Source organism: Acidovorax sp. (assembly GCF_021287135.1).
Lineage (GTDB): Bacteria > Pseudomonadota > Gammaproteobacteria > Burkholderiales > Burkholderiaceae_C > Acidovorax.
This window is the reverse complement of record NZ_JAJTBB010000053.1, coordinates 1-26,321: the sequence shown is the minus strand read 5'-3', so window position 1 is coordinate 26,321 and position 26,321 is coordinate 1. Positions and strand designations below refer to the sequence as shown.

Below are 26,321 nucleotides of genomic sequence, written 5' to 3'. Positions count from 1 at the left end.
AGCGGCGCTCAAGCGCCGCTTCGCTTTCATCGTGCTCAGATGACCTTTGCAATGGCCTGGCAGACGTAGTCGATGTTCTTGCTGTTCAGCGCCGCCACGCACATGCGGCCGGTGTCGGTGCCGTACACGCCAAACTCGCTGCGCAGACGCACCATCTGGTCCTTGGACAGGCCCGAGTAGCTGAACATGCCGATCTGCGTGGTGATAAAGGACATGTCCTTGGCCACGCCCGCGGCCTTGAGGCCGTCGACCAGCTTCTGGCGCATGGCCTTGATGCGCACGCGCATCTCGCCCAGTTCCTTTTCCCACAGGGCGCGCAGCTCGGGGTTGCCCAGCACGGCGGCCACGATGGCGCCGCCGTGGGTGGGCGGGTTGGAGTAGTTGGTGCGGATGGCGATCTTCAGCTGGCTCAGCACGCGGTCGGTTTCTTCCTTGGTGCTGCCCACCACGCTCAGGGCGCCCACGCGCTCGCCGTACAGGCTGAAGCTCTTGGAGAAGCTGGTGGACACGAAGATGTTCAGGCCGGCAGCCACAAACTTGCCAATCACGGCGCCGTCCTCTGCAATGCCGTAGCCAAAGCCCTGGTAGGCCATGTCCAGGAAGGCGGTGAGGTTGCGTTCCTTCACCACGGCAATCACCTGGTCCCACTGGGCGGGGGTGATGTCGTAGCCGGTGGGGTTGTGGCAGCAGGCATGCAGCAGCACGATGGTGCCGGCGGCGGCGGCCTTCAGCTTGGCCAGCATGCCGTCAAAGTTGATGCCGCCCAGGCCGCCGTTGGCGCTCTGGTCGAAGTAGGGATACGTGTCCACCGGGAAACCGGCGTTGGTGAACAGCGCGCGGTGGTTTTCCCAGCTGGGGTCGGAGATCAGCACGGTGGCGTTGGGGCTGATCTTCTTGAGGAAGTCGGCACCGATCTTCAGGCCGCCGGTGCCACCAATGGCTTGCACGGTGGCCACGCGGCCGCTCTTGACCACGTCGGAGTCCGCGCCGAACACCAGGCCCTTCACGGCGGCGTCGTAGGCGGCGATACCGTCGATGGGCAGATAGCCACGGGCGGTGGGCTTGTCCATCATGGCCTTCTCGGCCGCTTGCACGCACTGCAGCAGGGGCAGCTTGCCGTTGTCATCGAAATACACGCCCACGCCCAGGTTGACCTTGTTGGGGTTGGTATCGGCAGCGAATTGCTCGTTCAGACCCAGGATGGGGTCGCGGGGGGCCATTTCGACGGCGGTGAACAGAGACATGGAGATCCTTGAAAGGTTGTCAGTAGCGGAGAATCCGGGCGTGGTGTAGTGTGCCGGGTTCGGCCAATTTTAACGGCCGCTCCCTACCACTCGTTGACTGCGCCCATGCCGGATCTCTCTGAAGTCATCACGGAAAAGCAAGAAGGCACCTTCGTGCGCTTTCCCGATTCCCCGTTCGAGCTGTTCCAGCCGTACCCGCCCGCGGGCGACCAGCCCGAGGCCATCGACAAGCTGGTGGAGGGGCTGAACGACGGCGAGGCCTTCCAGACCCTGCTGGGCGTGACGGGCTCGGGCAAGACCTTCACCATGGCCAACGTGATCGCCCGCATGGGGCGGCCGGCCATCGTTTTCGCGCCCAACAAGACGTTGGCCGCGCAGCTGTACAGCGAGTTCCGCGAGTTCTTCCCCAAGAATGCGGTGGAGTACTTCGTCAGCTACTACGACTACTACCAGCCCGAGGCGTACGTGCCCCAGCGCGACCTGTTCATTGAAAAGGACAGCGCCATCAACGAGCACATCGAGCAGATGCGGCTGTCGTGCACCAAGAGCCTGATGGAGCGGCGCGACGTGGTGATCGTGGCCACGGTGTCCGCCATCTACGGCATCGGCGAGCCCGAAAGCTACCACCGCATGGTGATGACGCTGCGCGTGGGCGACAAGCTGGGCCAGCGCGATGTGATCGCCCAGCTCATCCGCATGCAGTACCAGCGCAATGAGCAGGACTTCGCGCGGGGCAAATTCCGCGTGCGGGGCGACACCATCGACGTGTTCCCGGCCGAGCATTCCGAGCTAGCCATCCGCATCGAGCTGTTTGACGACGAGGTCGAGAGCCTTCAGCTGTTCGACCCGCTCACCGGCCGCGTCAAGCAGAAGATCCCGCGCTTTACCGTGTACCCCAGCAGCCACTACGTCACGCCGCGCGACAAGGTGCTGACGGCCGTGGAAACCATCAAGATCGAACTGGCCGAACGGCTGCAGCAGCTGCTGGCCGACGGCAAGCTGGTGGAAGCGCAGCGGCTGGAGCAGCGCACGCGCTTCGACCTGGAAATGCTCAGCGAGGTGGGCCATTGCAAGGGCATCGAAAACTACACGCGCCACCTGTCGGGCGCCGCGCCGGGCGATCCGCCCAGCACGCTGACGGACTACATGCCCAAGGATTCGATCATGTTCCTGGACGAAAGCCACCAGATGATCGGTCAGCTCAGCGCCATGTACAACGGCGACCGCGCGCGCAAGACCACGCTGGTGGAATATGGCTTTCGCCTGCCGTCCGCGCTGGACAACCGGCCGCTGAAGTTCGAGGAGTTCGAGCAGCGCATGCGCCAGGTGATCTTTGTCTCGGCCACGCCGGCGGACTATGAAAAGACCCATTCCGGCCAAGTGGTGGACCAGGTGGTGCGGCCCACGGGGCTGGTGGACCCGCTGGTAGAGGTGCGCCCGGCCACCCACCAGGTCGACGACGTGCTGCAGGAAATCCGCATCCGCATCGACAAGCGCGAACGTGTGCTGATCACCACCCTGACCAAGCGCATGGCCGAGCAGCTCACCGACTACCTGACCGACAACGGCGTGAAGGTGCGCTACCTGCACAGCGACGTGGATACGGTGGAGCGGGTGGAAATCATCCGCGACCTGCGGCTGGGCGCGTTCGACGTGCTGGTGGGCATCAACCTGCTGCGCGAGGGCCTGGACATCCCCGAGGTGTCGCTGGTGGCCATTCTGGACGCCGACAAGGAGGGCTTCCTGCGCGCCGAGCGCAGCCTTATCCAGACCATCGGCCGCGCGGCCCGCAACCTCAACGGCCACGCCATCCTGTACGCGGACCGGATGACCGATTCGATGAAGAAGGCCATCGGCGAAACGGAACGCCGCCGCGCCAAGCAGATGGCCTACAACGAGGAGCACGGCATCACGCCGCGCGGTGTTGTCAAGCGGGTGAGAGACCTGATTGACGGCGTGTACAGCGAAAAAGCTGGCAAGGATGCCGAGCGGCTGGAGCAGGAGGCCCTGCAGCGCGCCAAGGTGGAGGACATGTCCGAGAAAGACATCGCCCGCGAGATCAAGCGCCTGGAAAAGCAGATGCTGGACCACGCCCGCAACCTGGAGTTCGAGCAGGCGGCCCGCGTGCGCGACCAGCTGTCGCGGCTCAAGGACCGGGCCTTTGGAGCGCATGGCAGCGATGCCGTGGGACTGTAGCCGGATGCCGGCCACCCGGCCGGCGAGCACGCTTGCCCGAAAAGTTACCTATCCGGCCAATTGGTAACCGGGCCGTCTTTTATCCTGACAAATTCGATAGGGATTTGTGGTATACTCCCACAAAATACTCAAGAAAACAGCCTTGCGATGAAGGGCTCTGCACCGCAACACGGGCGCAGGGTAGGGGCGGAGACGGTGCCTTGCTGGCTGCGGCCGGCACGGCGGTTTCTACAACGGACAAGCCTTAGCACAAGGAGCTTGCGATGCGTCTCACAACCAAAGGCCGTTTTGCGGTCACCGCCATGATTGACCTGGCCCTGCGCCAGAACAACGGTCCTGTCACGTTGGCCGCTATCAGCCAGCGCCAGCAGATTTCGCTGTCCTACCTGGAGCAGCTGTTTGGCAAGCTGCGCCGCCATGAACTCGTGGAATCTACCCGCGGGCCCGGCGGTGGGTACACGCTGGCGCGCAAAGCCGGGGACATCACGGTGGCCGACATCATCGTCTCGGTGGATGAGCCCATTGATGCCACCCAATGTGGGGGCAAGGAAAATTGCCTGGGCGATGCGGGCCGCTGCATGACGCACGAGCTGTGGGCTTCGCTCAACCAGCGCATGGTGGAATTTCTGGATTCCGTCACCCTGCAGAAGCTGGTGGACGAGCAGATCGCCAAGGGCGTGCAGATCGAGGACAAGCCGGTCGTGCGCCGCGCCATCTCCACGACGCCGGTGGTCAAGCCCATCCGCGTGAACGCGCCCAACTCGGTCTTCGCCCTGGGCAACGCGTTCGCTAAATCCTGAACTTGTCAGCGCAGCGGCCGGCCCTGGGGTCGGCGCCGCCCTGAGCGATTTCTGAGATTGTTAATTTTTGTTTTCTTCTTGTTTGCCAGCCAGAAGCAACCCCTGAGCCAGCCATGGACATGACTCCGCACTTCCCCATCTATCTCGACTATGGCGCCACCACACCCGTGGATCCCCGGGTGGTTGACGCCATGATTCCCTGGTTGCGCGAGCATTTCGGCAACCCGGCGTCGCGCAGCCACGCCTGGGGCTGGGAGGCCGAGGAAGCCGTGGAGAAGGCGCGCGCCCAGGTGGCCGACCTCATCCATGCCGATCCGCGCGAGATCGTCTGGACCAGCGGCGCCACCGAATCCATCAACCTGGCACTCAAGGGCGCTGCCCACTTCTACCAGGGCAAGGGCAAACACCTCATCACCCTCAAGACCGAGCACAAGGCGGTGCTGGACACCATGCGCGAGCTGGAACGCCAGGGCTTTGAGGTGACCTACCTGGACGTGCAGGAAGACGGCCTGGTGGACCTGGACAAGCTCAAGGCGGCCATCCGCCCCGACACGGTGCTGATCAGCATCCTGTTCGTGAACAACGAAATCGGCGTCATCCAGGACATTCCCGCCATCGGCGCGCTGTGCCGCGAGAAGGGCATCCTGCTGCACGTGGACGCCGCCCAGGCCACGGGCCGGGTGGATATCGACATGGACGTGCTGCCCATCGACCTGATGAGCATGACCGCCCACAAGACCTACGGCCCCAAGGGTATCGGCGCGCTGTACGTGCGCCGCAAGCCCCGCGTGCGGCTGGAGGCCCAGATGCACGGTGGCGGCCACGAGCGGGGCATGCGCTCCGGCACCTTGCCCACGCACCAGATCGTCGGCATGGGCGAGGCCTTCCGCATCGCCAAGGCCGAGATGGCCGAGGGCAATGCCAAGGCCCGGGCGCTGCAGCAGCGCCTGCTCGACGGGCTGAAGGACATCGAGCAGGTGTTCATCAATGGCAGCCTGGAGCGCCGCGTGCCGCAGAACCTGAACATGAGCTTCAACTTCGTCGAAGGCGAGTCGCTCATCATGGGAATCAAGGGCCTGGCCGTGTCGTCCGGGTCGGCTTGCACGTCCGCCAGCCTGGAGCCCAGCTATGTACTGCGCGCCCTGGGCCGCAGCGACGAGCTGGCCCACAGCAGCCTGCGCATGACGATCGGCCGCTTCACGACGGAGGAGGAGATTGACTATGCCATCACCACCATCCGCGAAAACGTGGCGCGCCTGCGCGAACTGAGCCCGCTGTGGGAGATGTACAAGGACGGCGTCGATCTCAGCACCATCCAGTGGGCTGCGCACTGAGCGGGCGCACGGCGCCTGCGGCATTTTGAAGAATTGAAGAGGTACACATCATGGCTTACTCGGACAAGGTAGTTGACCATTACGAAAACCCCCGCAACGTGGGCTCGTTCGACAAGGGCGACGACTCGGTGGGCACCGGCATGGTGGGCGCACCGGCCTGCGGCGACGTGATGAAGCTGCAGATCAAGGTGAACCCCCAGACGGGCGTGATCGAAGACGCGCGCTTCAAGACGTATGGCTGCGGCTCCGCCATCGCGTCGTCGTCCCTGGTGACCGAATGGGTCAAGGGCAAGACGCTGGACGAAGCCGCCGCGCTCAAGAACAGCGAGATCGCCGAGGAACTGGCGCTCCCGCCGGTGAAGATCCACTGCTCCATCCTGGCAGAAGACGCCATCAAGGCCGCCGTGCTCGACTACAAGACCAAGCACGCTGCCACCGTGGCCTGAGCAATGAAGAGCGCCATGGCCATTACGCTGACAGAAGCCGCTGCCCGGCACGTCACCCGCTACCTTGCCCGGCGTGGCAAGGGCGTGGGCGTGCGCCTGGGGGTCAAGACGACGGGCTGCTCTGGGCTTGCCTACAAGCTGGAGTATGTGGACGCGAGCGAACCCGAGGACCTGGTGTTCGAGAACCACGGGGTCAAGGTTCTCATCGACCCCAAGAGCCTGGCCTACATCGACGGCACCGAGCTGGACTACGTGCGCGAAGGCCTGAACGAAGGCTTCAAGTTCAACAACCCCAACGAGCGGGACCGCTGCGGCTGTGGAGAGAGCTTCCGCGTCTGAGCGCACGGGCTTGCCCGGTCCGTGGAGTGACACACTGCCCAACCGCCACCGCGTTCGTGCTGGCGGTTTTTTCATGTTTTTTTCTTCGAAAGAGCGGGCCTGTTACTGGGCCTGGACCGCATGAACCTGCAATCCGACGATTTCGAACTGTTTGGCCTGCCCCGGCGCATGGAGCAAGACCGCGGTGCCATTGATGCGCGCTGGAAGGAACTGCAGCGCGAAGCCCATCCGGACAAGTTTGCGGCGCAAGGCCCGGCAGCGCAGCGGGTGGCCATGCAATGGTCCGTGCGCATCAACGAGGCCTACCAGCGCCTCAAGGACCCCATGCGCCGCGCTGCCTACCTGTGCGAGCTGCATGGCGCGCCCATCCGCGCGGAGGACAACACGGCCATGCCCGCGGCGTTTCTGATGCAGCAAATGGAATGGCGCGAAGCCCTGGAAGAAGCCCAGGCCGAGAGTGCCCTGGATGCGCTGGACGACGCCGTGCAAGACGCGCGCCGCGCCGCCCTGGCCGAATGCGCGCAGTGCATCGATGGCCGGCAGGACTATGCAGGCGCCGCCCGCCAGGTCAGAGCCCTCATGTTCATTGCGCGATTTGGCGACGACATCGAGCGCCGCCGGGAGCAACTGGGACAATAGCTAGGTTTTGCTTTTTTCGGGCCCCCGCATTGCCGTGGCGGCCCGTCACGTTGAGATCCGAACTTTCATGGCGCTTTTGCAGATTTCCGAACCCGGTCAGTCCCCCGACCCCCACCAGCGGCGCATTGCCGTGGGCATCGACCTGGGCACCACCCATTCCCTGGTGGCCGCTGTGCGCAACGGCGTGGCCGAATGCCTGCCAGACGCGCAGGGCAGGGTGCTGCTGCCCTCGGTGGTGCGCTACCTGGAAAGCGGCGGGCGGCAGATTGGCTACGACGCCGCCGCAGCGCAGAGCGCCGACGCGCGCAACACCATTGCCTCCGTCAAGCGCTTCATGGGCCGGGGCCTGGGCGATGTGGCGCAGGCCGGCAAGCTGCCCTACGACTTTGTCTCCGGCGCGGACGGTGACGGCGCGCAGGGCATGGTCAGCCTTGCCACGGTGGCGGGCAACAAGTCGCCGGTCGAAGTCAGTGCGGAGATTCTGGCCACGCTGCGCTTTCGCGCCGAAGACACCTTCGATGCCGACCTGTATGGCGCCGTCATTACCGTGCCCGCCTACTTCGACGATGCCCAGCGCCAGGCCACCAAGGACGCGGCCCGGCTCGCAGGTATCCACCTGCTGCGCCTGATCAACGAGCCCACCGCCGCGGCGATTGCCTACGGCCTGGACAACGCGAGCGAAGGTGTCTATGCCGTGTACGACCTGGGCGGCGGCACCTTCGATATCTCCATCCTGCGCCTGACCCGCGGCGTGTTCGAGGTGATCGCGACGGGCGGGGACTCTGCATTGGGCGGCGACGACTACGATGCCGCCCTGGCGGACTGGGTGCTCGGGCAACTGGGCCTGGAAGCCGTCACGCCTGCGGACAAGTCGGCCGTGCGCCTGGCGGCGCGGGCCTGCAAGGAAGCCTTGACTGCTACAGAAAGTGTAGCTTTCTGCGCCCGCCTGGCGGGCGCTGACGTGCATTTTGACGTGAATCGCTCGGATTTCGAGGCCGCCACGGCCGACCTGACGGCACGCTCCATGGCTGCCGTGCGCCGTGCCCTGCGCGATGCCCGTCTGGCGCGTGATGAAGTGCAAGGGGTGGTGATGGTCGGCGGCTCCACGCGCATGCCGCAGGTCCAGCGTGCCGTGGAGGAATTCTTTGGCAAGCCCCCGTTGACCAACCTGAACCCGGACGAGGTCGTTGCCCTCGGGGCGGCCGTCCAGGCCAACCAGCTGGCGGGCAACAACACGGCGGGCGACCTGCTGCTGCTGGACGTGATTCCGCTGTCGCTGGGCATCGAGACCATGGGCGGACTGGTGGAGCGCATCGTCTCGCGCAACGAGACCATTCCCACCGCCAAGGCGCAGGATTTCACCACCTACAAGGACGGCCAGACCGCGCTGGCCATCCATGTGGTGCAGGGCGAGCGCGACCTGGTGCAGGACTGCCGCAGCCTGGCACGCTTTGAGCTGCGCGGCATTCCGCCGATGGCCGCGGGAGCGGCGCGCATTCGCGTCACCTTCACCGTGGATGCAGACGGCTTGTTGAGCGTGAGCGCGCGCGAGCAGGGCAGCGGCGTGGAGGCGCGCATCGACGTGAAGCCGTCGTACGGCCTCTCGGACGACCAGATCGCGCGCATGCTGCAGGACGGCTTTGCCACGGCCGCACAGGACATGAAGGCCCGTGCCGTGGTCGAGGCGCGTGTGGATGCCGACCGCATGCTGATCGCCACCCAGGGCGCGCTGGATGCCGACGGCGACCTGCTGAGCCCCCGCGAGCGGGAGGACATCGACGCGTTGATGGTTGCGCTGCGCCACCTGCGCGACAGCGACGATGCGGCCCGCATCGAAGCCGCCACCGAAGCCCTGGCCAAGGGCACGGAGGCCTTTGCGGCGCAGCGCATGAACCGGGGCATCCAGCAGGCCCTGGCAGGCAAGAACGTGCAGACTCTCTGAGGGCCTACGAGCGCCTTCGCCGAACCAGAAAACCCCACCCCATGCCCGTCATCAAGATCCTTCCCCATCCCGAGTACTGCCCCGCGGGCGCCGAGATCACCGCCCCGGCGGGCACCTCGGTCTGCGAGGCGCTGCTGGACAATCACATCAACATCGAGCATGCCTGCGACATGAGCTGCGCCTGCACCACCTGCCATGTGATCGTGCGCCAGGGCCTGGCGTCGCTGAACCCCGCCGAGGAGGAAGAAGAGGATCTGCTGGACCGCGCCTGGGGGCTGGAACCGCAGTCGCGCCTGTCGTGCCAGGCCATCCTCGCGCAGCAGGACCTGGTGGTGGAGATTCCCAAGTACAGCATCAACCACGCCAAGGAGAACCACTAGATGAGCGCAGCGCCGGGCCGCACCAAGCAAGCTCGCGCCCCCTGGGGGAGCCGCGAGGACACGAAGCACCGAGCGGGAGGGCACGTATGAGCCGCCAGATCGTTCTCGATACCGAAACCACCGGCCTGTCGGCCGAAGGCGGAGACCGCATCATCGAACTGGGCTGCGTGGAGCTGCTTAACCGCAAGCTTACCGGCAACAACCTGCACCTGTACTTCAACCCCGGGCGCGACAGCCACGAGGACGCGCTCAAGGTGCACGGCATCAGCAACGAGTTCCTGCGGGACAAGCCGAAGTTCGCGGAGCTGGTCGACGACATCCTGCAGTACCTGCAGGGCGCGGAGATCATCATCCACAACGCGGCGTTCGACGTCGGCTTCCTGAACAAGGAGCTTGAGCTCACCGGGCGGCCTGCCTTCCCCACCTACGTGGAGAGCATCACCGACACCCTGGCGATGGCCAAGGAGATGTACCCCGGCAAACGGAACTCGCTGGACGCCCTGTGCGACCGCCTGGGCGTCGACAATTCCGGCCGCACCTTGCACGGCGCCTTGCTGGATGCGGAGCTGCTGGCCGATGTCTACATCAACCTCACGCGCGGCCAGGACGCGCTGCTCATCGCCGATGACGCGCAGGACAGTGGTGTGGGCCTGAAGGTCGCCGCCATCGATCTGCGGGCGCTCGCCTTGCCGGTGCTGCGGGCCAGCGAACAGGAGCTGGCGGCCCATGACGAGGTGCTCGCGCAAATCGACAAGGCCAGCGGAGGCAAAACAATTTGGCGAACTGCTCAGCCGGCCTGAAAAGCTGTGCCATAATAGAGGGCTGTCGCAGCGACAAGGGTGATTAGCTCAGCGGTAGAGCACTGCCTTCACACGGCAGGGGTCACATGTTCGATCCATGTATCACCCACCACGTTGTCGACACCGTTGCAAAAGTGTTCTGCCCTGCAGAATGCCGGCGCCGGGTGATTAGCTCAGCGGTAGAGCACTGCCTTCACACGGCAGGGGTCACATGTTCGATCCATGTATCACCCACCAATACCAACCCCTGCAGATTTTGGTCTGCAGGGGTTTTTTCTTGGGGTCATGCGGTCTCGCACTCTGGCGGCGCTCGGCGGTGCGGATACAGTCGTGGGGCCTGTTCAAAGACGGTGGGAACGCCACGTGGCCGTGCCTTTAACGTGCCCCCACAAAGTTGCCGAGGTGCTCTGCATGGCTTGTGCCAGCAAGCCACCGAGCGCGTCATTCCCGCCCGCTTTGCAACGTCCGTTTCGAGGCCTTCATGATCACCTTTCACAATCCAGCCCACCCGGGGCATGCCCCGGTGTACGAGTTCTTTCGCGGCGAGCGCGTGCCCTGTTTTGAAAAGCCCGCACGCGCCGACTTTGTCGAAGACGCCTTGCGCCAGCGCGGCCATGTGCTGGTGGCGCCCGATGTCGACAGCACGGCGGTTTTGAACGCGGTGCACACCCCGCGCTACCTGGCCTTCTTGCAAACGGCCTGGGCGCAGTGGCTGGCCCTGGATGCGGCCAATGCCCAGGTGCAGCCGTTTCCGTCCGTGTGGCCGGTGCGCACCTTGCGCAGCGACGTGGAGCCGGAGAACTTCGTCGCCCGTCTGGGCCTGTACTCCATGGACAACGGAACCCCCCTGGCTGCGGGCACCTGGACTGCCGCCAAGACCGGCGCGGACGCGGCCGCCAGCGCGGCCCAGCGCGTGGCCCGGGGCGCCCGCGCCGCGTTCTGCTGCACGCGCCCGCCCGGCCACCATGCCGGGCCGGACTTCATGGGCGGCTATTGCTTCCTGAACAACGCGGCGGTGGCGGCGCAAGCGTTGCGCCAGCAGGGTGCCCACCGGGTGGCCGTGCTGGACGTCGATTACCACCACGGCAACGGCACGCAGAGCATCTTTTACGACCGTGCGGATGTGCTCTTCGTCAGCATCCACGGCGACCCGCGCACGGAGTACCCGTTCTATCTCGGCCACGCGGACGAGACCGGCGCAGGGGAGGGCCTGGGCTTCAACTGCAACCTGCCGCTGCCTGCCGGCACCGGCGCACAAGCCTGGTTTGCGGCGCTGGAAGCGGCTTGCGCGCGGATGGCCGGCCACGCCGCGGACGCCCTGGTGGTCTCGCTGGGGCTGGACACGTTTGAGGGCGATCCCATCTCCCGGTTCACGCTGGCGTCGTCGGACTTCAGCCGTCTGGGCGAGCGCCTTGCCCGGCTGGGGCTGCCCACGGTTTTTGTGCTGGAGGGCGGCTACGCTGCCGCAGAGCTGGGCACCAATGCCGTCAACGTGCTGGACGGCTTCGAGCAGGCCTGAAGCACCAGCCGAATGCAACGCGAACAAGGAAGAAACCCATGGCGGACACGGTGGATAGCGTCGATTGCGTAGTGGTGGGGGCGGGGGTGGTCGGCCTGGCAGTGGCGCGGGCGTTGGCCTTGCAGGGGCGCGAGGTGATGGTGCTGGAGGCCGCAGACGCCATCGGGACCGGGACCAGCTCGCGCAATAGCGAAGTCATCCATGCCGGGCTGTACTACCCCACCGGTTCCCTCAAGGCGCGCCTGTGCGTGCAGGGCCGCGAAAGGCTCTATGCCTACTGCGAAACCCGGGGCGTGCCGTACCGGCGCTGCGGCAAGCTGGTGGTGGCCACGACGCAGGACCAGCTGGCGCGCCTGCACGCGATCGAGGCGCATGCGCAGGCCAACGGCGTGCGCGACCTGCGGTGGGTGGACCGCGACGAAGCCCGGGCCATGGAACCCGCGCTGGAATGCGTGGCCGCCTTGCATTCGCCCAGCACCGGCATCGTGGACAGCCACGCCTTCATGCTGGCGCTGCAGGGCGACCTGGAGCACGCCGGCGGCCTGGTGGTGCTCAATTCGCCCCTGGAGCGCGCAGAATGTGCGCAAGATGCTATCTATTTAATAGCGTCTGGCGGGGTGCGGCTGCGGGCCCGCACGGTGGTGAATGCGGCCGGCCTGCAGGCTCCTGCCCTGGCGCGGCGCTTTGCCGGGCTGGCCACACAGTTCGTCCCCACCGCCTACTTCGCCAAAGGCAGCTACTTCACGCTGTCCGGCAAGGCGCCCTTCAGCCGACTCATCTACCCCGTGCCCGAGGCGGCCGGGCTGGGCGTGCACCTGACCCTGGACCTGGGCGGGCAGGCCAAGTTCGGGCCCGACGTACAGTGGGTGGACGCTGCGGAGGACCTGCTGGTCGACCCCTCCCGTGGCGAGGCCTTCTACGCCGAGGTGCGCAAGTACTGGCCCGGGCTGCGCGACGGTGCCCTGGCGCCTGGCTATGCCGGCATGCGGCCGAAGATCAGCGGTCCGGGCGAGGCTTCGGCGGATTTCGTGATCCAGGGACCGGGCGTTCACGGCGTGGCAGGGCTGGTGAACCTGTTCGGCATCGAGTCGCCGGGGCTTACCAGCGCATTGGCCATTGCCGAGCATGTGGCTGCGCAGGTGTAACGCTCCCGATTCAAGGGGGCGCATCCCGCGCTCCGCGTGATGTATGTCAGCTGTTGCCTTCGGTAACCTCTTGCGTCCCCGTCCTACGGGGGCGGCGGCGACCCCGGGGCTAAGATGAGGCTGTATTCTGTCTGGCGGTGCCGGCAGAAAAGAAAGATGCCGGGTTTTTTGTTTCGCTAAGAAAGGTTTTGTATGACTGCTTCCGATACCACCACCGAACTGGAAAAACTGGTTTCCGACCTGCGCGGACTGCTGGCCAACAAGGATCTGGATGCAGTTCCCGAGATCAAGCTGCTGCGCCAGCGCCTGGACGACGGTATGAGCAACGTCCGCGATTCCGCCGTGCGCGCCGCGCAGGACGCAGCCCGGCAAGCCAAGGAAGCAGCGCAGGCCGCAGACCGCTATGCCCATGACGAGCCCTGGCGCGTGGCCGGCGCGGCGCTGGCCGTGGGTGCCCTGGTGGGGTTCCTGCTTGCCCGCCGCTAAGTCGGCCCCGCTGGCGTTGCCACACCCGCTGCCTGGAGGTCTGGGATGAACTGGCTGTCTCTTCTGGGCCTGGACGCGTGGGTGGCACGCTGGCGCGCCCATGTGATCGAAGGTGCCATCGCGGCCGAGGACCGCATGGAACTGGCCCGGCTGGAATGGCAGGACCAAAAGGCGCGCCTGCAGCACCTGCTCGTGCTGACCATCGCCGTGGGCGGGCTCACGGTGGTGGCGCTTCTCATGCTGTCGGCGGCCGTTCTGGTGCAGTTCTGGGATACGCCCCAGCGCACCGCGGTGGCCTGGGGGGTGGCGGTGGTCTGGCTGTTGGGCTGGGCTGTGGCGCTGGCCTCCTTGGTGTCGGTGGCCCAAAAGGCCCGCCACGGCTTTGCGCTGACCCGCCGGGAGCTGGCCCAGGATTGGCGCGAGATCAAGGAGCGGCTCTGATGACTTCTCCTACTCTTTCTGACGCATCCTCTTCACCAGACCCCGTGCCGGTGCCCACGGCGGCCCAGCAAAAGGTGCTGGACCGCATCGCATTGCAGCGGGAACGCCTGCGTGCGCGCCGGGCGGCGCGTGCTCAGGCCATGGCGCTGGCGCAGCGCGACGCCGGCCCGATGGGCGCAGACGAGTCGCTGGCGCTGCGGGCCGCGGGCTTTGCGCGCCAGCATCCACTGGCCGTGGCTGCCATGGCGGGCGTGGCGCTGGTGGCCGGTCCGCGCCGGCTGGTCCGCTGGGCGGGTGTGGTGTTGCCGTTATTGATGCGCCTGCGGCGCTGAGCACGCCGCGTTGCCTTGTCGGCCACGAAAGCCGCTGCCGGGGTGCAGCGGCTTTTTTCTTGGGGAGCTGCCGGCCCCTCGGCCTGCGCCGGCGCCAGTTACCGGCCGGCTGCCTTGATCGCGCGGGCCGCCTGGGCCACCAGCGCGGGGCCTTCGTAGATGAGGCCGGTGTAGATCTGCACCACGTCGGCCCCCGCCCGGATCTTGCTGACGGCGTCCTCGGCGCTCAGGATGCCGCCCACGCCGATGATGGGGTAACGGCTTCCCAGCGCGGCCCGCAGCTGGCGGATGACCTGGTTGCTGGCTTCCAGCACGGGGGCGCCGCTCAGGCCGCCCGTTTCCTGCGCATGGCGCAACCCTTGGACGGCTGCCCGGCTGATGGTGGTGTTGGTGGCGATCACGCCGTCCATGCCATGGCGCTGCAGCGTGGCAGCGATCACCGCCACCTGGGCTTCGTCCAGGTCGGGCGCGATCTTCACGAACACGGGCACGCGCCGGCCGTGCTGGCTGGCCAGCGCCTCCCGCCGGCTGGCGATGGCTTCAAGGAGCCCGTCCAGCGCGGCATCGCTTTGCAGGGCGCGCAGGTTCTGCGTGTTGGGCGAGCTGATGTTGACGGTCACGTAGTCTGCATGGGGGTACACACCCTCCAGGCAGGTGAGGTAGTCGCGCGTGGCGTCCTCGATGGGCGTGGTGGCGTTTTTGCCAATGTTCAGGCCCAGCAGCAGCGGGTGCTTGCGGGGCTGGCTGCGAAAGCGCGCTTTCTGGACATTGGCCAGAAAGGCGTCCAGACCCTCGTTGTTGAAGCCCAGGCGGTTGATGAGCGCACGCGCCTCGGGCAGGCGGAACATGCGCGGCTTGGGGTTGCCCGGCTGCGCCTTGGGTGTCACCGTGCCCACTTCGACAAAGCCGAAGCCCATGGCGCCCAGGGCATCGATGCAGCGTGCGTTCTTGTCCAGGCCCGCGGCCAGGCCAACCCGGTTGGGAAAGGTCAGGCCCGCCAGTTCCACGGGGTCGTCCACCGTGGCATTGCACCAGGCCCATTGCAGCGGCGTGCGCTGGCCGCGGGCGAGCATGTCCATGGTGAGTTCGTGGGCGGCTTCGGCGTCCATGCCAAAGAGAAAGGGGCGGGTCAATGCGTAGGGAATGAGAGACATGGGGAGATAATTCGCGGATTACCCCTGATTTTCCCTCATGACCACTTCCGCTCCCCTGACCCAAGACGAACTCAAGACCCTGGTAGGCCAGGCCGCGCTGCAATACGTGGTGCCCGGCGAGATCGTGGGCGTTGGCACCGGCTCCACCGTGAACAAGTTCATCGACGCGCTGGCCACCATCAAGGACCAGATCAAGGGCGCCGTTTCCAGCTCCGTCGCCAGCACCGAGCGCCTCAGGGCGCTGGGCATCACCGTGTACGACGCCAACGCGGTGGAATCGCTGGCCGTCTACATCGACGGTGCGGACGAGATCGACGGCAAGGGTTACATGGTCAAGGGCGGGGGCGCGGCACTGACCCGCGAGAAGATCGTTGCGGCCCTGGCAGGCCGTTTCGTGTGCATCGCCGACGAATCCAAGCTGGTGCCGGTGCTCGGGCAGTTTCCTCTGCCGGTCGAAGTCATCCCCATGGCGGCCGCGCACATTGCGCGGCGGTTTGCCGCCGAGGGCGGGCAGGCCCAGCTGCGTCTGCGCGACGGGCAGCCCCTGGTGACGGACAACGGCCAGCACATCCTGGATGTCAAAGGGCTGGCCATCGCCGACCCGCTGGCGTTCGAGTCGCGCGTCAACCAATGGCCGGGCGTGGTCACCGTGGGGGTGTTTGCCCACCAGAAGGCGTCGGTGTGCCTGCTGGGCACCGCGCAGGGCGTGAAAACCATCACCTACTGAGCGAGCACGAGCGATCAGGCGCAGCCGGTTGGCGGGCCAAAGGAAAAGGGGCCGTTGAGGCCCCTTTGTGCTGCAGCGCTTCTTGCGTGCGCGACTTTTTAGAACCGGATGCCCGCAGGATTGCTGGGGGTGGGGCCGTCGGTCACCGGGGCAGGTGTCCGGACACTGGGGGCTGCGGGTGCTGCAGGCGCCGGGGCCGTGGCCGGCTCGGCTGCCTTGACGGCGACCAGCGGCGTGGCGGCGGGTTGCCGGTAGTTGCGGGGCAACTGCGACTGCTTGGGATACCCCGCAGCGTCCAGGTACTGGGTCCATTCCTGCTCGGAGAAGCCCGACAGTTGCTGGCCCCCGATGGTGCCGAAGGGCAGGCCCGTGCTGCCGCTCAGCCGCTGCAGCGCTGCGATGTCCTCGTTGCTGGACACGGTGCGCTCGGTGAAGGGGATGCCCCGTGCAGTAAGCAGGTTGCGAGCGGCCGTGCAGGGCTGGCAATTGTCACCGGTGTAGAGCGTGACGGGGAAGCGGCCCGCAACCTGGCGCAGTTCGTAAGGCAGGGCCCCATTGGCACCTGCACCGGCGGCTGCTGGTGCCACCGGTTCCACGGCCCGCGGCTGTGCGCCTGCATCTGCCGGCGGACGGTCGGAAAAAGTCACCTTGCCGTCCGGGCCGACGATCCGGTAGATCCCTTGGGCTTGCAGGCCGGCGCAGGCGCAGGTCAGCAGCAGGGCCGCCAGAAGGGGCAGGGGCGTTGTCTTCGTGTGCATGGCGGTCTTTCTCCTTGTTCCTTCAGCGGCCTGTTCAGGCCGCAGCGGTGGCCGGTGCGCCGGCCATGCCCTGGTGGCGCAGCAAGGCATCCAGGCTGGGCTCGCGCCCGCGGAAGGCCTTGAACGACTCCATGGCAGGGCGGCTGCCGCCCACTTCCAGGATGGCCTGCCGATAGCGGCGGCCGGTCTCGATGCTGGGCTGTCCGTCGCTGGCGGCGGTTTCTTCAAACGCGGCGTAGGCGTCGGCGCTGAGCACCTCGGCCCACTTGTAGCTGTAGTAGCCGGCAGCATAGCCGCCGGCAAAGATGTGGCTGAAGGTATGCGGCGTACGGCTGAACGCTGGGGGCTGCAGCACGGCCACCTCGCGGCGCACTGCGTCCAGCAACGGCATGATGTCTTGCGCCGGGTCGTGCTCGGTGTGCAGCAGCATGTCAAACAGCGAAAACTCGATCTGGCGCAGCGTTTGCATGCCGCTCTGGAAGTTCTTGGCCGCGATCATCTTGTCGTACAGCGCGCGGGGCAGGGGCTCGCCGGTGTCCACGTGCGCGGTCATGTGCTTGAGCACATCCCATTCCCAGCAGAAATTCTCCATGAACTGGCTGGGCAGTTCCACGGCGTCCCATTCGACACCGCCAATGCCCGACACGTCGCGCTCGTTCACCTGGGTGAGCATGTGGTGCAGCCCGTGGCCAAACTCGTGGAAAAGGGTGATGACATCGTCATGGGTGAGCAGTGGCGGCTTGCCGTCCACGCCGCTGGCAAAGTTGCACACGAGGTGCGCCACGGGCGTTTGCAGCACGCCGGTGTCGGGGCGCAGCCAGCGTGTGCGCACGTCGTCCATCCAGGCGCCGCCGCGCTTGCCGGTGCGTGCGGGCTGGTCCAGGTAGAACTGGCCCACCAGCTGCGTGCCGCCGTCGGGCCGCGTGCGTTCGATGCGGTAGAACTCCACCGCCGGGTTCCAGACTGCGGCGGTGTCGCGCCGGATGGCCACCTCGAACAGCGTCTCGATGATCTTGAACAGGCCTGCCAGCACCTTGGGCGCCGTGAAGTAGGCCTTGACCTCCTGCTCGCTGAAGGCGTAGCGCGCTTCCTTGAGCTTTTCCGAGATGTAGGGCCAGTCCCAGGCCTGCGGGTCCGCCAGACCCAGGTGCTGCGCGGCGAAGGCGCGCAGGTCGGCAATGTCGTTCTCGGCGTAGGGCCGCGCGCGGCGCGCCAGGTCGCGCAGAAAGCCGATCACCTGTGCCGGAGACTGGGCCATCTTGGGCACGACGGAGACTTCGCCAAAGTTGGCATAGCCCAGCAGCTGGGCCTCCTCGCGCCGCAGCGCGAGGATCTCGCGGATCAGGGCTGTGTTGTCAAACTTGCGGGCGTCGCTCTCGGCCTGGTCGGAGGCGCGGGTGACGTAGGCGCGGTAGAGCTTCTCGCGCAGGTCGCTGCGGGCCGCGAACTGCATCACGGGCAGGTAGCACGGCATCTTCAGCGTGAGCTTGTGGCCTTCCCGACCGTCGGCCTGCGCAGCCTCCCGCGCCGCCTGCTGCACGTCCTGCGGAACGCCTTCCAGCTCCTCGGCCGTGGCGTAGTAGGCGTACGCGTCCGTGGCGTCCAGCGCGTTCTCGCTGAACTTCTGGCTGAGTTCGGCCTGGCGCTCCTGGATTTGCGCAAAGCGTTCCTTGGCGGCACCGGTGAGCTCGGCACCGCTGAGCACGAAGTTGCGCACGGCGTTCTGGCGGGCCTGCCGCTGCTCGGCCGTCAGCGTGGCGGGATCAATGGCCTTGTATTTGGCATACAGGCGCTCGTCGGCCCCGAGCCGGGTCCAGAACTCCGTCACCTTGGGCAGCACGGCGTTGTAGGCTGCGCGCAATTCGGGCGTGTCCGCCACGCTGTTGAGATGGCTGACGCTGCCCCAGGCAACGCCCAGCTGTTCCGTGGCGACATCCAGCACCTTGGCAATGGCGTTCCATTCGGCCGGGAAGTCTGGTGCCGTCACGGTTTCCAGCGCTGTGTTGGCGCGCTCCAGCAGCACGTCGATGGCCGGGGCCACATGCTCCGGCGCGATGCGGTCGAAATGGGGAAGGTCCGAGAAGTCGAGGAGGGGATTGCTCATGCGAGGTCAGATGGCGCCGGGCGGCAGAGGTTCAAGTTGCGAGGCAGCCGCCCCGGCAGGGGGCGGCCGAGCGGTCGGCGCCAGGACTCCGCCGGTGCGGACCCCCGGGGCCTGTCAGCGTCCGGCGCAACGCTCGGCTGCTTCGATGGTGTTGACCAGCAGCATGGTAATGGTCATGGGGCCGACCCCGCCAGGCACGGGGGTGATCCAGCCGGCCACTTCCTTGACGCCGTCGAAGTCCACGTCGCCGCAAAGCTTGCCGTCGGCCTTGCGGTTGATACCCACGTCGATCACGATGGCGCCGGGCTTGACCATGTCTGCCGTCAGGGTGTTGGGGCGGCCGACTGCAGCCACCACGACGTCCGCCTGGCGCGTGTGGTAGCCCAGGTCGGGCGTGCCGCTGTGTGTGATGGTGACAGTGGCATTGGCCTGCAGCAGGAGCAGGGCCATGGGCTTGCCCACGGTGTTGCTGCGGCCGATGACGACGGCATGCTTGCCCTTGAGGGACTGGCCGGTGGACTCGATCAGCTTCATGCTGCCATAGGGGGTGCAGGGCCGAAAGCCTTCCAGGCCCGCCATCAGTTCGCCAGCGGACAGCACCGAATAGCCATCCACGTCCTTGGAGGTGGCGATGGCTTCGATCACCTTGTGCGGATCAATGTGCTTGGGCAGCGGCATCTGCACCAGGATGCCGTGCACGGCCGGATCGGCATTGAGCGCGGCAATGCGCTCGAGCAGCGCAGCTTCGGTCAGGTCCGCGTCGTACTTCTCAAAGATCGAGCGCACGCCGCTGTCTTCGCAGGCCTTGATCTTGTTGCGCACATACACCGCCGAGGCGGGGTCTTCGCCGACCAGTATCACGGCCAGGCCGGGCTGGTGTCCGCGCGCCGTGAGGGCGGCGGCGCGTTGCGCCACGTCGGCACGCAGTTGGCGGGAGAGGGCGTTGCCGTCGATGAGTTGGGCTGTCATGTCAGAAATATGAATCAAATTGTGCTCTAGCGCTTGATGGATAAGCGCTAGCAGCTATCAAAATATGAGCAAACCTCAGCCCTTGGGGGCGTTCTGGCCGAGGGCAATCTTGAGCAGGTCGGCCACGGTGTTGGCGTTGAGCTTTTCCATGATGTTGGCGCGGTGCGCCTCCACCGTCTTGATGCTGATGCCCAGGTCGTCGGCGATCTGCTTGTTCAGGCGGCCGGCCACGATGCGTTCGAGCACCTGGGCTTCGCGGCTGGTGAGCTTGGAGAGCAGGGCGTCCCGGCTGGCGGCCTGCTGGTAGCCCGCGAAGGCCTCGCGCGCGTGGTCCAGCATGCGCTCGACCAGGCCGACCAGCTCTTCTTCGTTGAAGGGCTTCTGGATGAAGTCCAGCGCGCCCTTCTTCATGGTGTTCACGGCCATGGGCACGTCGCCGTGGCCGGTGATGAACACGATGGGCAGGGGCGATTTGCGCTCGATCAGGCGGTCCTGCAACTCCAGGCCGGTCATGCCGCCCATGCGGATGTCCACGATCAGGCAGGCGACTTCGCGGGGGTCGTAGCGCGAGAGAAAGGTCTCGGCCGAATCAAAGCAGCGCACGCGGTAGTCCTTGCCCTCCAGCAGCCACTGCAGGGAGTCGCGAACTGCCTCGTCGTCGTCCACGACGTAGACGGTGCCTTTTTTCGGAATCAAGCTCATGCAACTGTCCTCGGGTTGTGTTCGTTTGCTATCAAATTCGTAGTGGCTTCGGCAGGCTTGGCAAGCGGCAGCCAGAAGGAGAACCTGCAACCAACGACCTCCGGTCCATTGTAGAGGTTCTCCGCCTGCATCCGGCCCTGGTGCGACTCCACGATGCTGCGGCACAGGTTGAGCCCCATGCCCATGCCTTCGCTCTTGGTGGAGAAGAAGGCCTCGAACAGCCGTTCCAGCACCTCGGGGGCCAGGCCCTGGCCGGTGTCCTGCACCGAAAACTCCACCACCTGGTGTTCCTCGATCTGCTTGGGCACCACGCGCAGCTCCACGCTGCGCCGCGATGCGGGGCGCCCTGCATGCTGGATGGACTCGGCGCCGTTCTTCATCAGGTTGACCAGCACCTGCTCGATGAGAATGGTGTCGGCCATCACTGGGGGCAGCCGGGCGGCCACGTAGTGGGTGAGGCGCACGTTGTGGCGGCGCAGCTCGATGTCGGCCAGCTCCACGGCTTCGTTGACCATGGAGTGCACGTCCGCCAGGGTGCGGTTGGGCTCGCTCTTCTTCACGAACGCGCGGATGCGCTGGATGATCTGCCCGGCCCGCTGGGCCTGGTGGGCGGTCTTTTGCAGGGCGGCCAGCAGCGCCTCTTCGGTCAGCTGCCCGCTCTGGATGCGCGAGACCATGCCGCTGCAATAGTTGTTGATGGCGGTGAGGGGCTGGTTCAGCTCGTGGGCGACGCTCGACGCCATCTCCCCCATGGTGATGAGGCGGCTGACCGATTGGGCGCGTTCGGCCTGCCGCTCGGCCTGCTCTTCGGCCAGGCGCCGGGGCGTGATGTCCGTGGCAATCACCATCTGGGCCAGCCGGCCGTCCACCCAGTTGAGGTAGCGCGAGCGCACCTCCAGCCATTTGCCCAGGTCGGGCAGGTAGATCTCTGCGTTTTCGGTGCGGGCGCTGGTCAGCGGGTCGGTGGGCAGGCCCATCAGGCCGTCCTCGTCGTCCATGCCCGAGTGGTCCGTGCCCGCCACCGGCACCACGCCGGCCTGCGCCACCAGCTGCAGGTGCCCGCCGGTCTGGGAGCCGAACCACTGGCGGTAGAGCTTGTTGGCAAACAGCAGCTCCTCGCTGCCCAGGGGCGCCACCGACACCGACGCGTCCAGCGACTCCAGAACGATGGTGAACCGCTCGTGCGAGGCCGAAAGCTGCTCGCGGATGCGGTTGGGCTCGGTGATGTCGGTCATCGAGGTCATCCAGCCCGTCTGCTGCCCGTAGGCATCGATGAGCGGCGACACGTACAGGCGGGCGTCGAACAGGGTGCCGCTCTTGCGCCGCACCCGCACCTGGAAGCCGCCATGGATGGTCTTGCCCGACAGTTCGTCGCGCAGCTTCGCGTGCAGGGCTTCGTGGTCGGACTCGGGCCAGTAGGGGAAGGGGGCCTTCAGGCCCACCAGTTCGGCTTCGCTCCAGCCGGTCATCTGGCAGAACGCGGCGTTCACGTAGGTGATGCGGCCTTCCATGTCCAGGGCGCGCATGCCGGTGAGGATGGAGTTTTCCATGGCCCGGCGGAAGTTGGTCTCCGCCACCAGGGCCTGCTGCGCCTGCATGCGGCGGCGCGTGTGGCGCCAGGTGGCGATCAGCATCCACGCCGTCATCGCGCTCAGGGCCCCCACCAGCCAGAACAGCCCGCTGCCCACCACGCCCAGCGACGTGCGGTAGGCCTGGGCGCGCAGCACCAGGCCGTTGCCCACGGGGGAGACGGGCACTTCGTACGCGTTGGCCTTGGGGGTCCAGGGCAGCAGCTGCGTGGCCTTGTGGCGCGGCGCGAGCGGGGTGCCGGCCAGCACCTGGTTCTTGCCATCGAGCAGCGTCACGGCGTAGCGCGCCAGCACTTCGGTGGGCGTGCCATAGCGCAGCAGGCTGTCCGGTGAATACTCTCCCAGCACCACGCCGCTGAACTTGCCCTGGTTGTTCAGGGGCACCTGCAGCTGCAGCAGGGGCGCGGTGTTGCCGGAGGTGGCCGCCGGCTGCGCATACACGGGCTGCTGCAGGTCGCGGGCCAGGCCGAAGGTGTCTGCTGTGTCGCCAGGTTTGAGCACCTCGCCCGCGATGCGCAGTTCGCTGCTGGCCAGCGTCGGCGCGCCATGGCTGGCGCGGATGCGCCGGCGCTCGTCAATCCAGGAAATCGCCTGCAACTCGGGGTACTGGCTGATCAGTGCCTCGGCGCGGCTCACAAACTCGGAGCGCTCCAGCTCCTGGTTGGACAGGTCGCGGGCTATGCGCATGAGCTGTTCCTGGCGCTCCAGCAGCCGCAGCCGCACGCGCTGCTGCGCATATTCCACGTCGCGCCGCAGGGCTTCTTGCTCGCGGTCGGCCTCTTCGGCCCGCAAATACCAGAACGCGGCCACGATGGCCGTGAGGAACATCAGCACCGCCGCCAGGGGGGCCAAGGCGGCGAACCGGTCCTGCCGGGTAGGTGACAGCCCGCGCCACCACTTGCGCCACCAGCGGGCCGGAGCGGCCACGACCGAGGCTGCGGGGGAGGGGGCGGGGAGCTGCGAATCCATGGGCGCAAGTGTAGGGGAGTGCCGTGGCGCTGCGGCCCCGGTTAGGCGCCCGGTTGGAATGACCAATTTCGCTATATGAAATGACAGGGCATAATTTGAAATTTTGAAAAGTTGTGCGAAACTAGGGGCAACGTACTAAATTGCTGCCACATCTATAGGAGACAAAGCATGTCAGCTCAGCGCGACCCCCAGGCCGGACTTGGCATCGGCACCGATGCAGACCAGCAGGAAACCCGCGAATGGATGGACGCCCTGTCCGCCGTCATTGAAAAAGAAGGCCCGGAGCGCGCCCACTCGTTGCTGGAGCAGTTGCTTGAACATGCGCGCCAGAGCAGCATCGACATGCCGTTCTCGGCCAACACCGGCTATGTGAACACCATCGAGCCCGAGCAGGAAGCCCACTGCCCCGGCAACATCGCCATCGAAAAGCGCCTGCGCGCCTACATGCGCTGGAACGCCATGGCCATGGTGGTGCGCGCCAACCGCCTGAACCCGGCGGACGGCGGCGACCTGGGCGGCCACATCGGCTCCTTTGCCTCGGTGGCCAGCATGTTTGGCGCCGGCTTCAACCACTTCTGGCATGCCGAGAGCGAAGGCCATGGCGGCGACCTGCTGTACATCCAGGGCCACAGCGCCCCCGGCATCTACGCGCGGGCTTTCCTGGAAGGGCGCCTGACGGAAGAGCAGCTCGACAGCTTCCGCCAGGAAGTGGACGGCAAGGGCCTGTCCAGCTACCCGCACCCCAAGCTGATGCCCGACTTCTGGCAGTTCCCCACGGTGTCCATGGGCCTGGGCCCGCTGATGGCCATCTACCAGGCGCGCTTCCTCAAGTACCTGCACGCCCGTGGCATCGCCAACACGGAAAACCGCAAGGTCTGGGTGTTCTGCGGCGACGGCGAGATGGACGAGCCCGAATCGCTGGGCGCCATCGGCCTGGCTGCGCGTGAAAACCTCGACAACCTGGTGTTCGTCATCAACTGCAACCTGCAGCGCCTGGACGGCCCTGTGCGCGGCAACGGCAAGATCGTGCAGGAGCTGGAGGGCGAGTTCCGTGGCTCCGGCTGGAACGTGATCAAGCTGCTGTGGGGCAACGGCTGGGACGAGCTGCTGCGCCGCGACAAGAGCGGCAAGCTCAAGCAGCTGATGATGGAGACGCTGGACGGCGACTACCAGGCCATGAAGGCCAACGACGGTGCCTTCGTGCGCAAGAACTTCTTCGGCAAGTACCCCGAAACACTCAAGCTCGTCGAGCACATGACTGACGAAGAGGTGTTCGAACTGCGCCGCGGCGGCCACGAGCCCGCCAAGGTGTATGCCGCCTTCCACGCCGCCAACGCGCACAAGGGCCAGCCCACGGTGCTGCTGGTCAAGACCGTCAAGGGCTATGGGATGGGCAAGGCCGGTGAAGGCAAGAACACCGTGCACCAGACCAAGAAGCTGTCGGACGAGGACATCAAGTACATCCGCGACCGCTTCAACATTCCCATCCCCGACAGCCAGCTGGCCGAGATCCCCTACTACAAGCCGGCCGATGACACGCCGGAAATGAAGTACCTGCACGAGCGCCGCAAGGCCCTGGGCGGCTACCTGCCGCACCGCCGCGTGAAGGCTGACGAACACTTCACCGTGCCGTCGCTCGAGACTTTCAAGTCCGTGCTGGAGCCCACCGCAGAAGGCCGTGAGATCTCCACCACCCAGGCGTATGTGCGCTTCCTCACCCAGCTGCTGCGCGACCAGGCCCTGGGCCCGCGCGTGGTGCCCATCCTGGTGGACGAGGCCCGCACGTTCGGCATGGAAGGCCTGTTCCGCCAGATCGGCATCTACAACCCCAAGGGCCAGCTGTACACCCCGGTCGACCGCGACCAGGTGATGTACTACAAGGAAGACAAGGCCGGCCAGATCCTGCAGGAAGGCATCAACGAAGCCGGCGGCATGGCGAGCTGGATCGCTGCCGCCACCTCGTACAGCACGAACAACCGGATCATGATCCCGTTCTACGTGTACTACTCGATGTTCGGTTTCCAGCGCATTGGCGACCTGGCCTGGGCGGCGGGCGACATGCAGGCACGCGGGTTCCTGCTGGGCGGCACTTCGGGCCGCACCACGCTCAACGGCGAAGGCCTGCAGCACGAAGATGGCCACAGCCACATCCTGGCCAACACCATTCCGAACTGCGTGAGCTACGACCCCACCTTCGCGCACGAAGTGGCGGTGATCATGCACGATGGCTTGAAGCGCATGGTCGAGCGCCAGGAAAACGTCTACTACTACCTGACGCTGCTGAACGAGAACTACGCCATGCCCGGCCTCATCGCCGGCACGGAAGAGCAGATCATCAAGGGCATGTACCTGTGCAAGCCCGGCGCCGAAGGCGACAAGCGCGTGCAGCTGCTGGGCTCGGGCACCATCCTGCGCGAATCGCTGGAAGCCCAGACGCTGCTGGCCGCCGACTGGGGCGTGCAGGCGGACGTGTGGAGCTGCCCCAGCTTCAACGAGCTCACCCGCGAAGGCCAGGACGCCGACCGCTGGAACCTGCTGCACCCGCTGGAGACGCCGCGCGTGCCGTTCGTCACGCAGCAGCTGTCCACGCGCAGCGGCCCCGTGGTGGCATCCACCGACTACATGAAGGCCTATGCCGAGCAGATCCGTCCCTTCATCCCCAAGGGCCGCACCTACCGCGTGCTGGGCACGGACGGCTTTGGCCGCTCGGACTTCCGCAGCAAGCTGCGCGAGCACTTCGAGGTGAACCGCCACTACATCGTCGTGGCCGCCCTCAAGTCGCTGGCCGAAGACGGCGTGCTGTCCATGGCCAAGGTGGCCGAGGCCATTGCCAAGTACGGCATCAACGCCGACAAGACCAACCCGCTGTACGCATAAAACCCACCGGAGACAACCGAAATGGCATTGGTAGACATCAAGGTCCCGGACATCGGGGATTTCGACGAAGTCGGCGTGATCGAGCTGCTCGTCAAGGTGGGCGACACCGTGAAGGCCGAGCAGAGCCTGATCACCGTGGAGTCCGACAAGGCCTCCATGGAGATCCCGTCCAGCCACGCTGGCGTGATCAAGGAGCTGAAGGTTGCCCTGGGCGACAAGGTGAAACAGGGCTCGGTGATCGCCGTGATCGAAGCGGCCGACGCCGGTGCGGCGGCTGCCCCGGCTGCCGCGCCTGCGCCCGCAGCCGCCCCGGTGGCAGCGCCCGTCGCGGCGCCTGCCGCTCCCGCCGCAGCGGCCCCTGCCGCCTCCGGCCCCATCGAAGTGCGCGTGCCCGACATCGGCGACTTCAAGGACGTGGCTGTGATCGAG

The 26,321-nt window shown here is 66.2% G+C and carries 24 protein-coding genes and 2 tRNA genes; 19 read left to right on the top strand and 7 right to left on the bottom strand.

What is annotated here, in order from left to right; translation table 11 throughout:
* Window positions 1–35 precede the first annotated feature (35 nt).
* Window positions 36–1,244, bottom strand: coding sequence for an amino acid aminotransferase (locus LWW96_RS13080; protein ID WP_291487652.1), 1,209 nt, complete (start codon window positions 1,242–1,244; stop codon window positions 36–38).
* A 105-nt stretch (window positions 1,245–1,349) separates the two neighbouring features.
* On the opposite strand from LWW96_RS13080, the gene uvrB reads away from it, so the two are divergent.
* From uvrB to LWW96_RS13000, 16 genes are all read left to right on the top strand, one after another.
* A complete protein-coding gene (gene uvrB, locus LWW96_RS13075) occupies window positions 1,350–3,440 on the top strand; it encodes an excinuclease ABC subunit UvrB (RefSeq protein WP_291487650.1) in 2,091 nt (696 codons plus the stop codon).
* Between the two features lie 263 nt (window positions 3,441–3,703).
* On the top strand, window positions 3,704–4,240 hold the full coding sequence (iscR, locus tag LWW96_RS13070) for a Fe-S cluster assembly transcriptional regulator IscR (RefSeq protein WP_291487648.1): 537 nt from the start codon (window positions 3,704–3,706) through the stop codon (window positions 4,238–4,240).
* 113 nt (window positions 4,241–4,353) lie between these two features.
* Window positions 4,354–5,574 (top strand): IscS subfamily cysteine desulfurase, encoded by a 1,221-nt coding sequence (locus LWW96_RS13065; RefSeq protein WP_291487646.1) that lies wholly within the window; start codon window positions 4,354–4,356, stop codon window positions 5,572–5,574.
* Window positions 5,575–5,624: 50 nt separating this feature from the next.
* On the top strand, window positions 5,625–6,020 hold the full coding sequence (gene iscU / locus LWW96_RS13060) for a Fe-S cluster assembly scaffold IscU (protein ID WP_291487644.1): 396 nt from the start codon (window positions 5,625–5,627) through the stop codon (window positions 6,018–6,020).
* A gap of 15 nt (window positions 6,021–6,035) precedes the next feature.
* The gene (gene iscA / locus LWW96_RS13055; protein WP_291487642.1) at window positions 6,036–6,359 is read left to right on the top strand and encodes an iron-sulfur cluster assembly protein IscA; all 324 of its coding nucleotides are present in this window, start codon (window positions 6,036–6,038) and stop codon (window positions 6,357–6,359) included.
* A 120-nt stretch (window positions 6,360–6,479) separates the two neighbouring features.
* Entirely contained in the window at window positions 6,480–6,998 is a 519-nt protein-coding gene (gene hscB, locus LWW96_RS13050; protein WP_291487640.1) for a Fe-S protein assembly co-chaperone HscB, read from the top strand.
* 67 nt (window positions 6,999–7,065) lie between these two features.
* Complete coding sequence (hscA, locus tag LWW96_RS13045; protein ID WP_291487638.1) at window positions 7,066–8,940, top strand: Fe-S protein assembly chaperone HscA; 1,875 nt, start codon at window positions 7,066–7,068, stop codon at window positions 8,938–8,940.
* Between the two features lie 41 nt (window positions 8,941–8,981).
* Window positions 8,982–9,320, top strand: coding sequence for an ISC system 2Fe-2S type ferredoxin (fdx, locus tag LWW96_RS13040; RefSeq protein ID WP_291487636.1), 339 nt, complete (start codon window positions 8,982–8,984; stop codon window positions 9,318–9,320).
* Between the two features lie 86 nt (window positions 9,321–9,406).
* Complete coding sequence (dnaQ, locus tag LWW96_RS13035; protein WP_291487633.1) at window positions 9,407–10,120, top strand: DNA polymerase III subunit epsilon; 714 nt, start codon at window positions 9,407–9,409, stop codon at window positions 10,118–10,120.
* Window positions 10,121–10,157: 37 nt separating this feature from the next.
* A tRNA-Val gene (locus tag LWW96_RS13030) sits at window positions 10,158–10,232 on the top strand.
* A gap of 50 nt (window positions 10,233–10,282) precedes the next feature.
* A tRNA-Val gene (locus LWW96_RS13025) sits at window positions 10,283–10,357 on the top strand.
* 244 nt (window positions 10,358–10,601) lie between these two features.
* The gene (locus LWW96_RS13020; RefSeq protein WP_291487632.1) at window positions 10,602–11,639 is read left to right on the top strand and encodes a histone deacetylase family protein; all 1,038 of its coding nucleotides are present in this window, start codon (window positions 10,602–10,604) and stop codon (window positions 11,637–11,639) included.
* A gap of 38 nt (window positions 11,640–11,677) precedes the next feature.
* Window positions 11,678–12,784, top strand: coding sequence for an NAD(P)/FAD-dependent oxidoreductase (locus tag LWW96_RS13015; protein WP_291487630.1), 1,107 nt, complete (start codon window positions 11,678–11,680; stop codon window positions 12,782–12,784).
* 192 nt (window positions 12,785–12,976) lie between these two features.
* Window positions 12,977–13,270: a DUF883 family protein gene (locus tag LWW96_RS13010; RefSeq protein WP_291487628.1), complete on the top strand. Its 294-nt coding sequence runs from the start codon at window positions 12,977–12,979 to the stop codon at window positions 13,268–13,270.
* Window positions 13,271–13,315: 45 nt separating this feature from the next.
* Window positions 13,316–13,711: a phage holin family protein gene (locus tag LWW96_RS13005; RefSeq protein WP_291487626.1), complete on the top strand. Its 396-nt coding sequence runs from the start codon at window positions 13,316–13,318 to the stop codon at window positions 13,709–13,711.
* Window positions 13,711–14,043, top strand: coding sequence for a hypothetical protein (locus LWW96_RS13000; protein ID WP_291487624.1), 333 nt, complete (start codon window positions 13,711–13,713; stop codon window positions 14,041–14,043). The genes LWW96_RS13005 and LWW96_RS13000 overlap by 1 nt, the downstream gene beginning before the upstream one ends.
* Window positions 14,044–14,141: 98 nt before the next feature.
* On the opposite strand, the gene LWW96_RS12995 is transcribed toward LWW96_RS13000, so the two are convergent.
* The gene (locus tag LWW96_RS12995) at window positions 14,142–15,197 is read right to left on the bottom strand and encodes a quinone-dependent dihydroorotate dehydrogenase (protein ID WP_291487622.1); all 1,056 of its coding nucleotides are present in this window, start codon (window positions 15,195–15,197) and stop codon (window positions 14,142–14,144) included.
* Window positions 15,198–15,234: 37 nt separating this feature from the next.
* Here LWW96_RS12995 and rpiA point away from each other — a divergent pair, with 37 nt between their 5' ends.
* Window positions 15,235–15,924 (top strand): ribose-5-phosphate isomerase RpiA, encoded by a 690-nt coding sequence (rpiA, locus tag LWW96_RS12990; protein WP_291487620.1) that lies wholly within the window; start codon window positions 15,235–15,237, stop codon window positions 15,922–15,924.
* 98 nt (window positions 15,925–16,022) lie between these two features.
* Here the strand turns inward: rpiA and LWW96_RS12985 are convergent, their stop codons facing one another.
* The 5 genes from LWW96_RS12985 to LWW96_RS12965 all read right to left on the bottom strand — a co-directional run bounded on the left by LWW96_RS12985 (window position 16,023) and on the right by LWW96_RS12965 (window position 23,015).
* Window positions 16,023–16,682: a glutaredoxin family protein gene (locus LWW96_RS12985; RefSeq protein ID WP_291487618.1), complete on the bottom strand. Its 660-nt coding sequence runs from the start codon at window positions 16,680–16,682 to the stop codon at window positions 16,023–16,025.
* A gap of 34 nt (window positions 16,683–16,716) precedes the next feature.
* Entirely contained in the window at window positions 16,717–18,786 is a 2,070-nt protein-coding gene (locus tag LWW96_RS12980; protein ID WP_291487617.1) for a M3 family metallopeptidase, read from the bottom strand.
* Window positions 18,787–18,900: 114 nt separating this feature from the next.
* Window positions 18,901–19,755 (bottom strand): bifunctional methylenetetrahydrofolate dehydrogenase/methenyltetrahydrofolate cyclohydrolase FolD, encoded by an 855-nt coding sequence (folD, locus tag LWW96_RS12975; protein ID WP_291487615.1) that lies wholly within the window; start codon window positions 19,753–19,755, stop codon window positions 18,901–18,903.
* Between the two features lie 75 nt (window positions 19,756–19,830).
* Window positions 19,831–20,457 carry a response regulator transcription factor gene (locus LWW96_RS12970; protein ID WP_056168907.1) on the bottom strand — a complete coding sequence of 209 codons (627 nt, stop codon included), beginning with the start codon at window positions 20,455–20,457 and terminating at the stop codon, window positions 19,831–19,833.
* Window positions 20,454–23,015 carry a PAS domain S-box protein gene (locus LWW96_RS12965; protein WP_291487614.1) on the bottom strand — a complete coding sequence of 854 codons (2,562 nt, stop codon included), beginning with the start codon at window positions 23,013–23,015 and terminating at the stop codon, window positions 20,454–20,456. The genes LWW96_RS12970 and LWW96_RS12965 overlap by 4 nt, the downstream gene beginning before the upstream one ends.
* A 168-nt stretch (window positions 23,016–23,183) precedes the next feature.
* Here LWW96_RS12965 and aceE point away from each other — a divergent pair, with 168 nt between their 5' ends.
* Together aceE and LWW96_RS12955 are read left to right on the top strand one after the other, a co-directional pair.
* The gene (aceE, locus tag LWW96_RS12960; RefSeq protein ID WP_291487613.1) at window positions 23,184–25,892 is read left to right on the top strand and encodes a pyruvate dehydrogenase (acetyl-transferring), homodimeric type; all 2,709 of its coding nucleotides are present in this window, start codon (window positions 23,184–23,186) and stop codon (window positions 25,890–25,892) included.
* Window positions 25,893–25,913: 21 nt separating this feature from the next.
* On the top strand, window positions 25,914–26,321 hold a 408-nt coding region (locus LWW96_RS12955; RefSeq protein ID WP_291487612.1), incomplete at its 3' end, for a biotin/lipoyl-containing protein.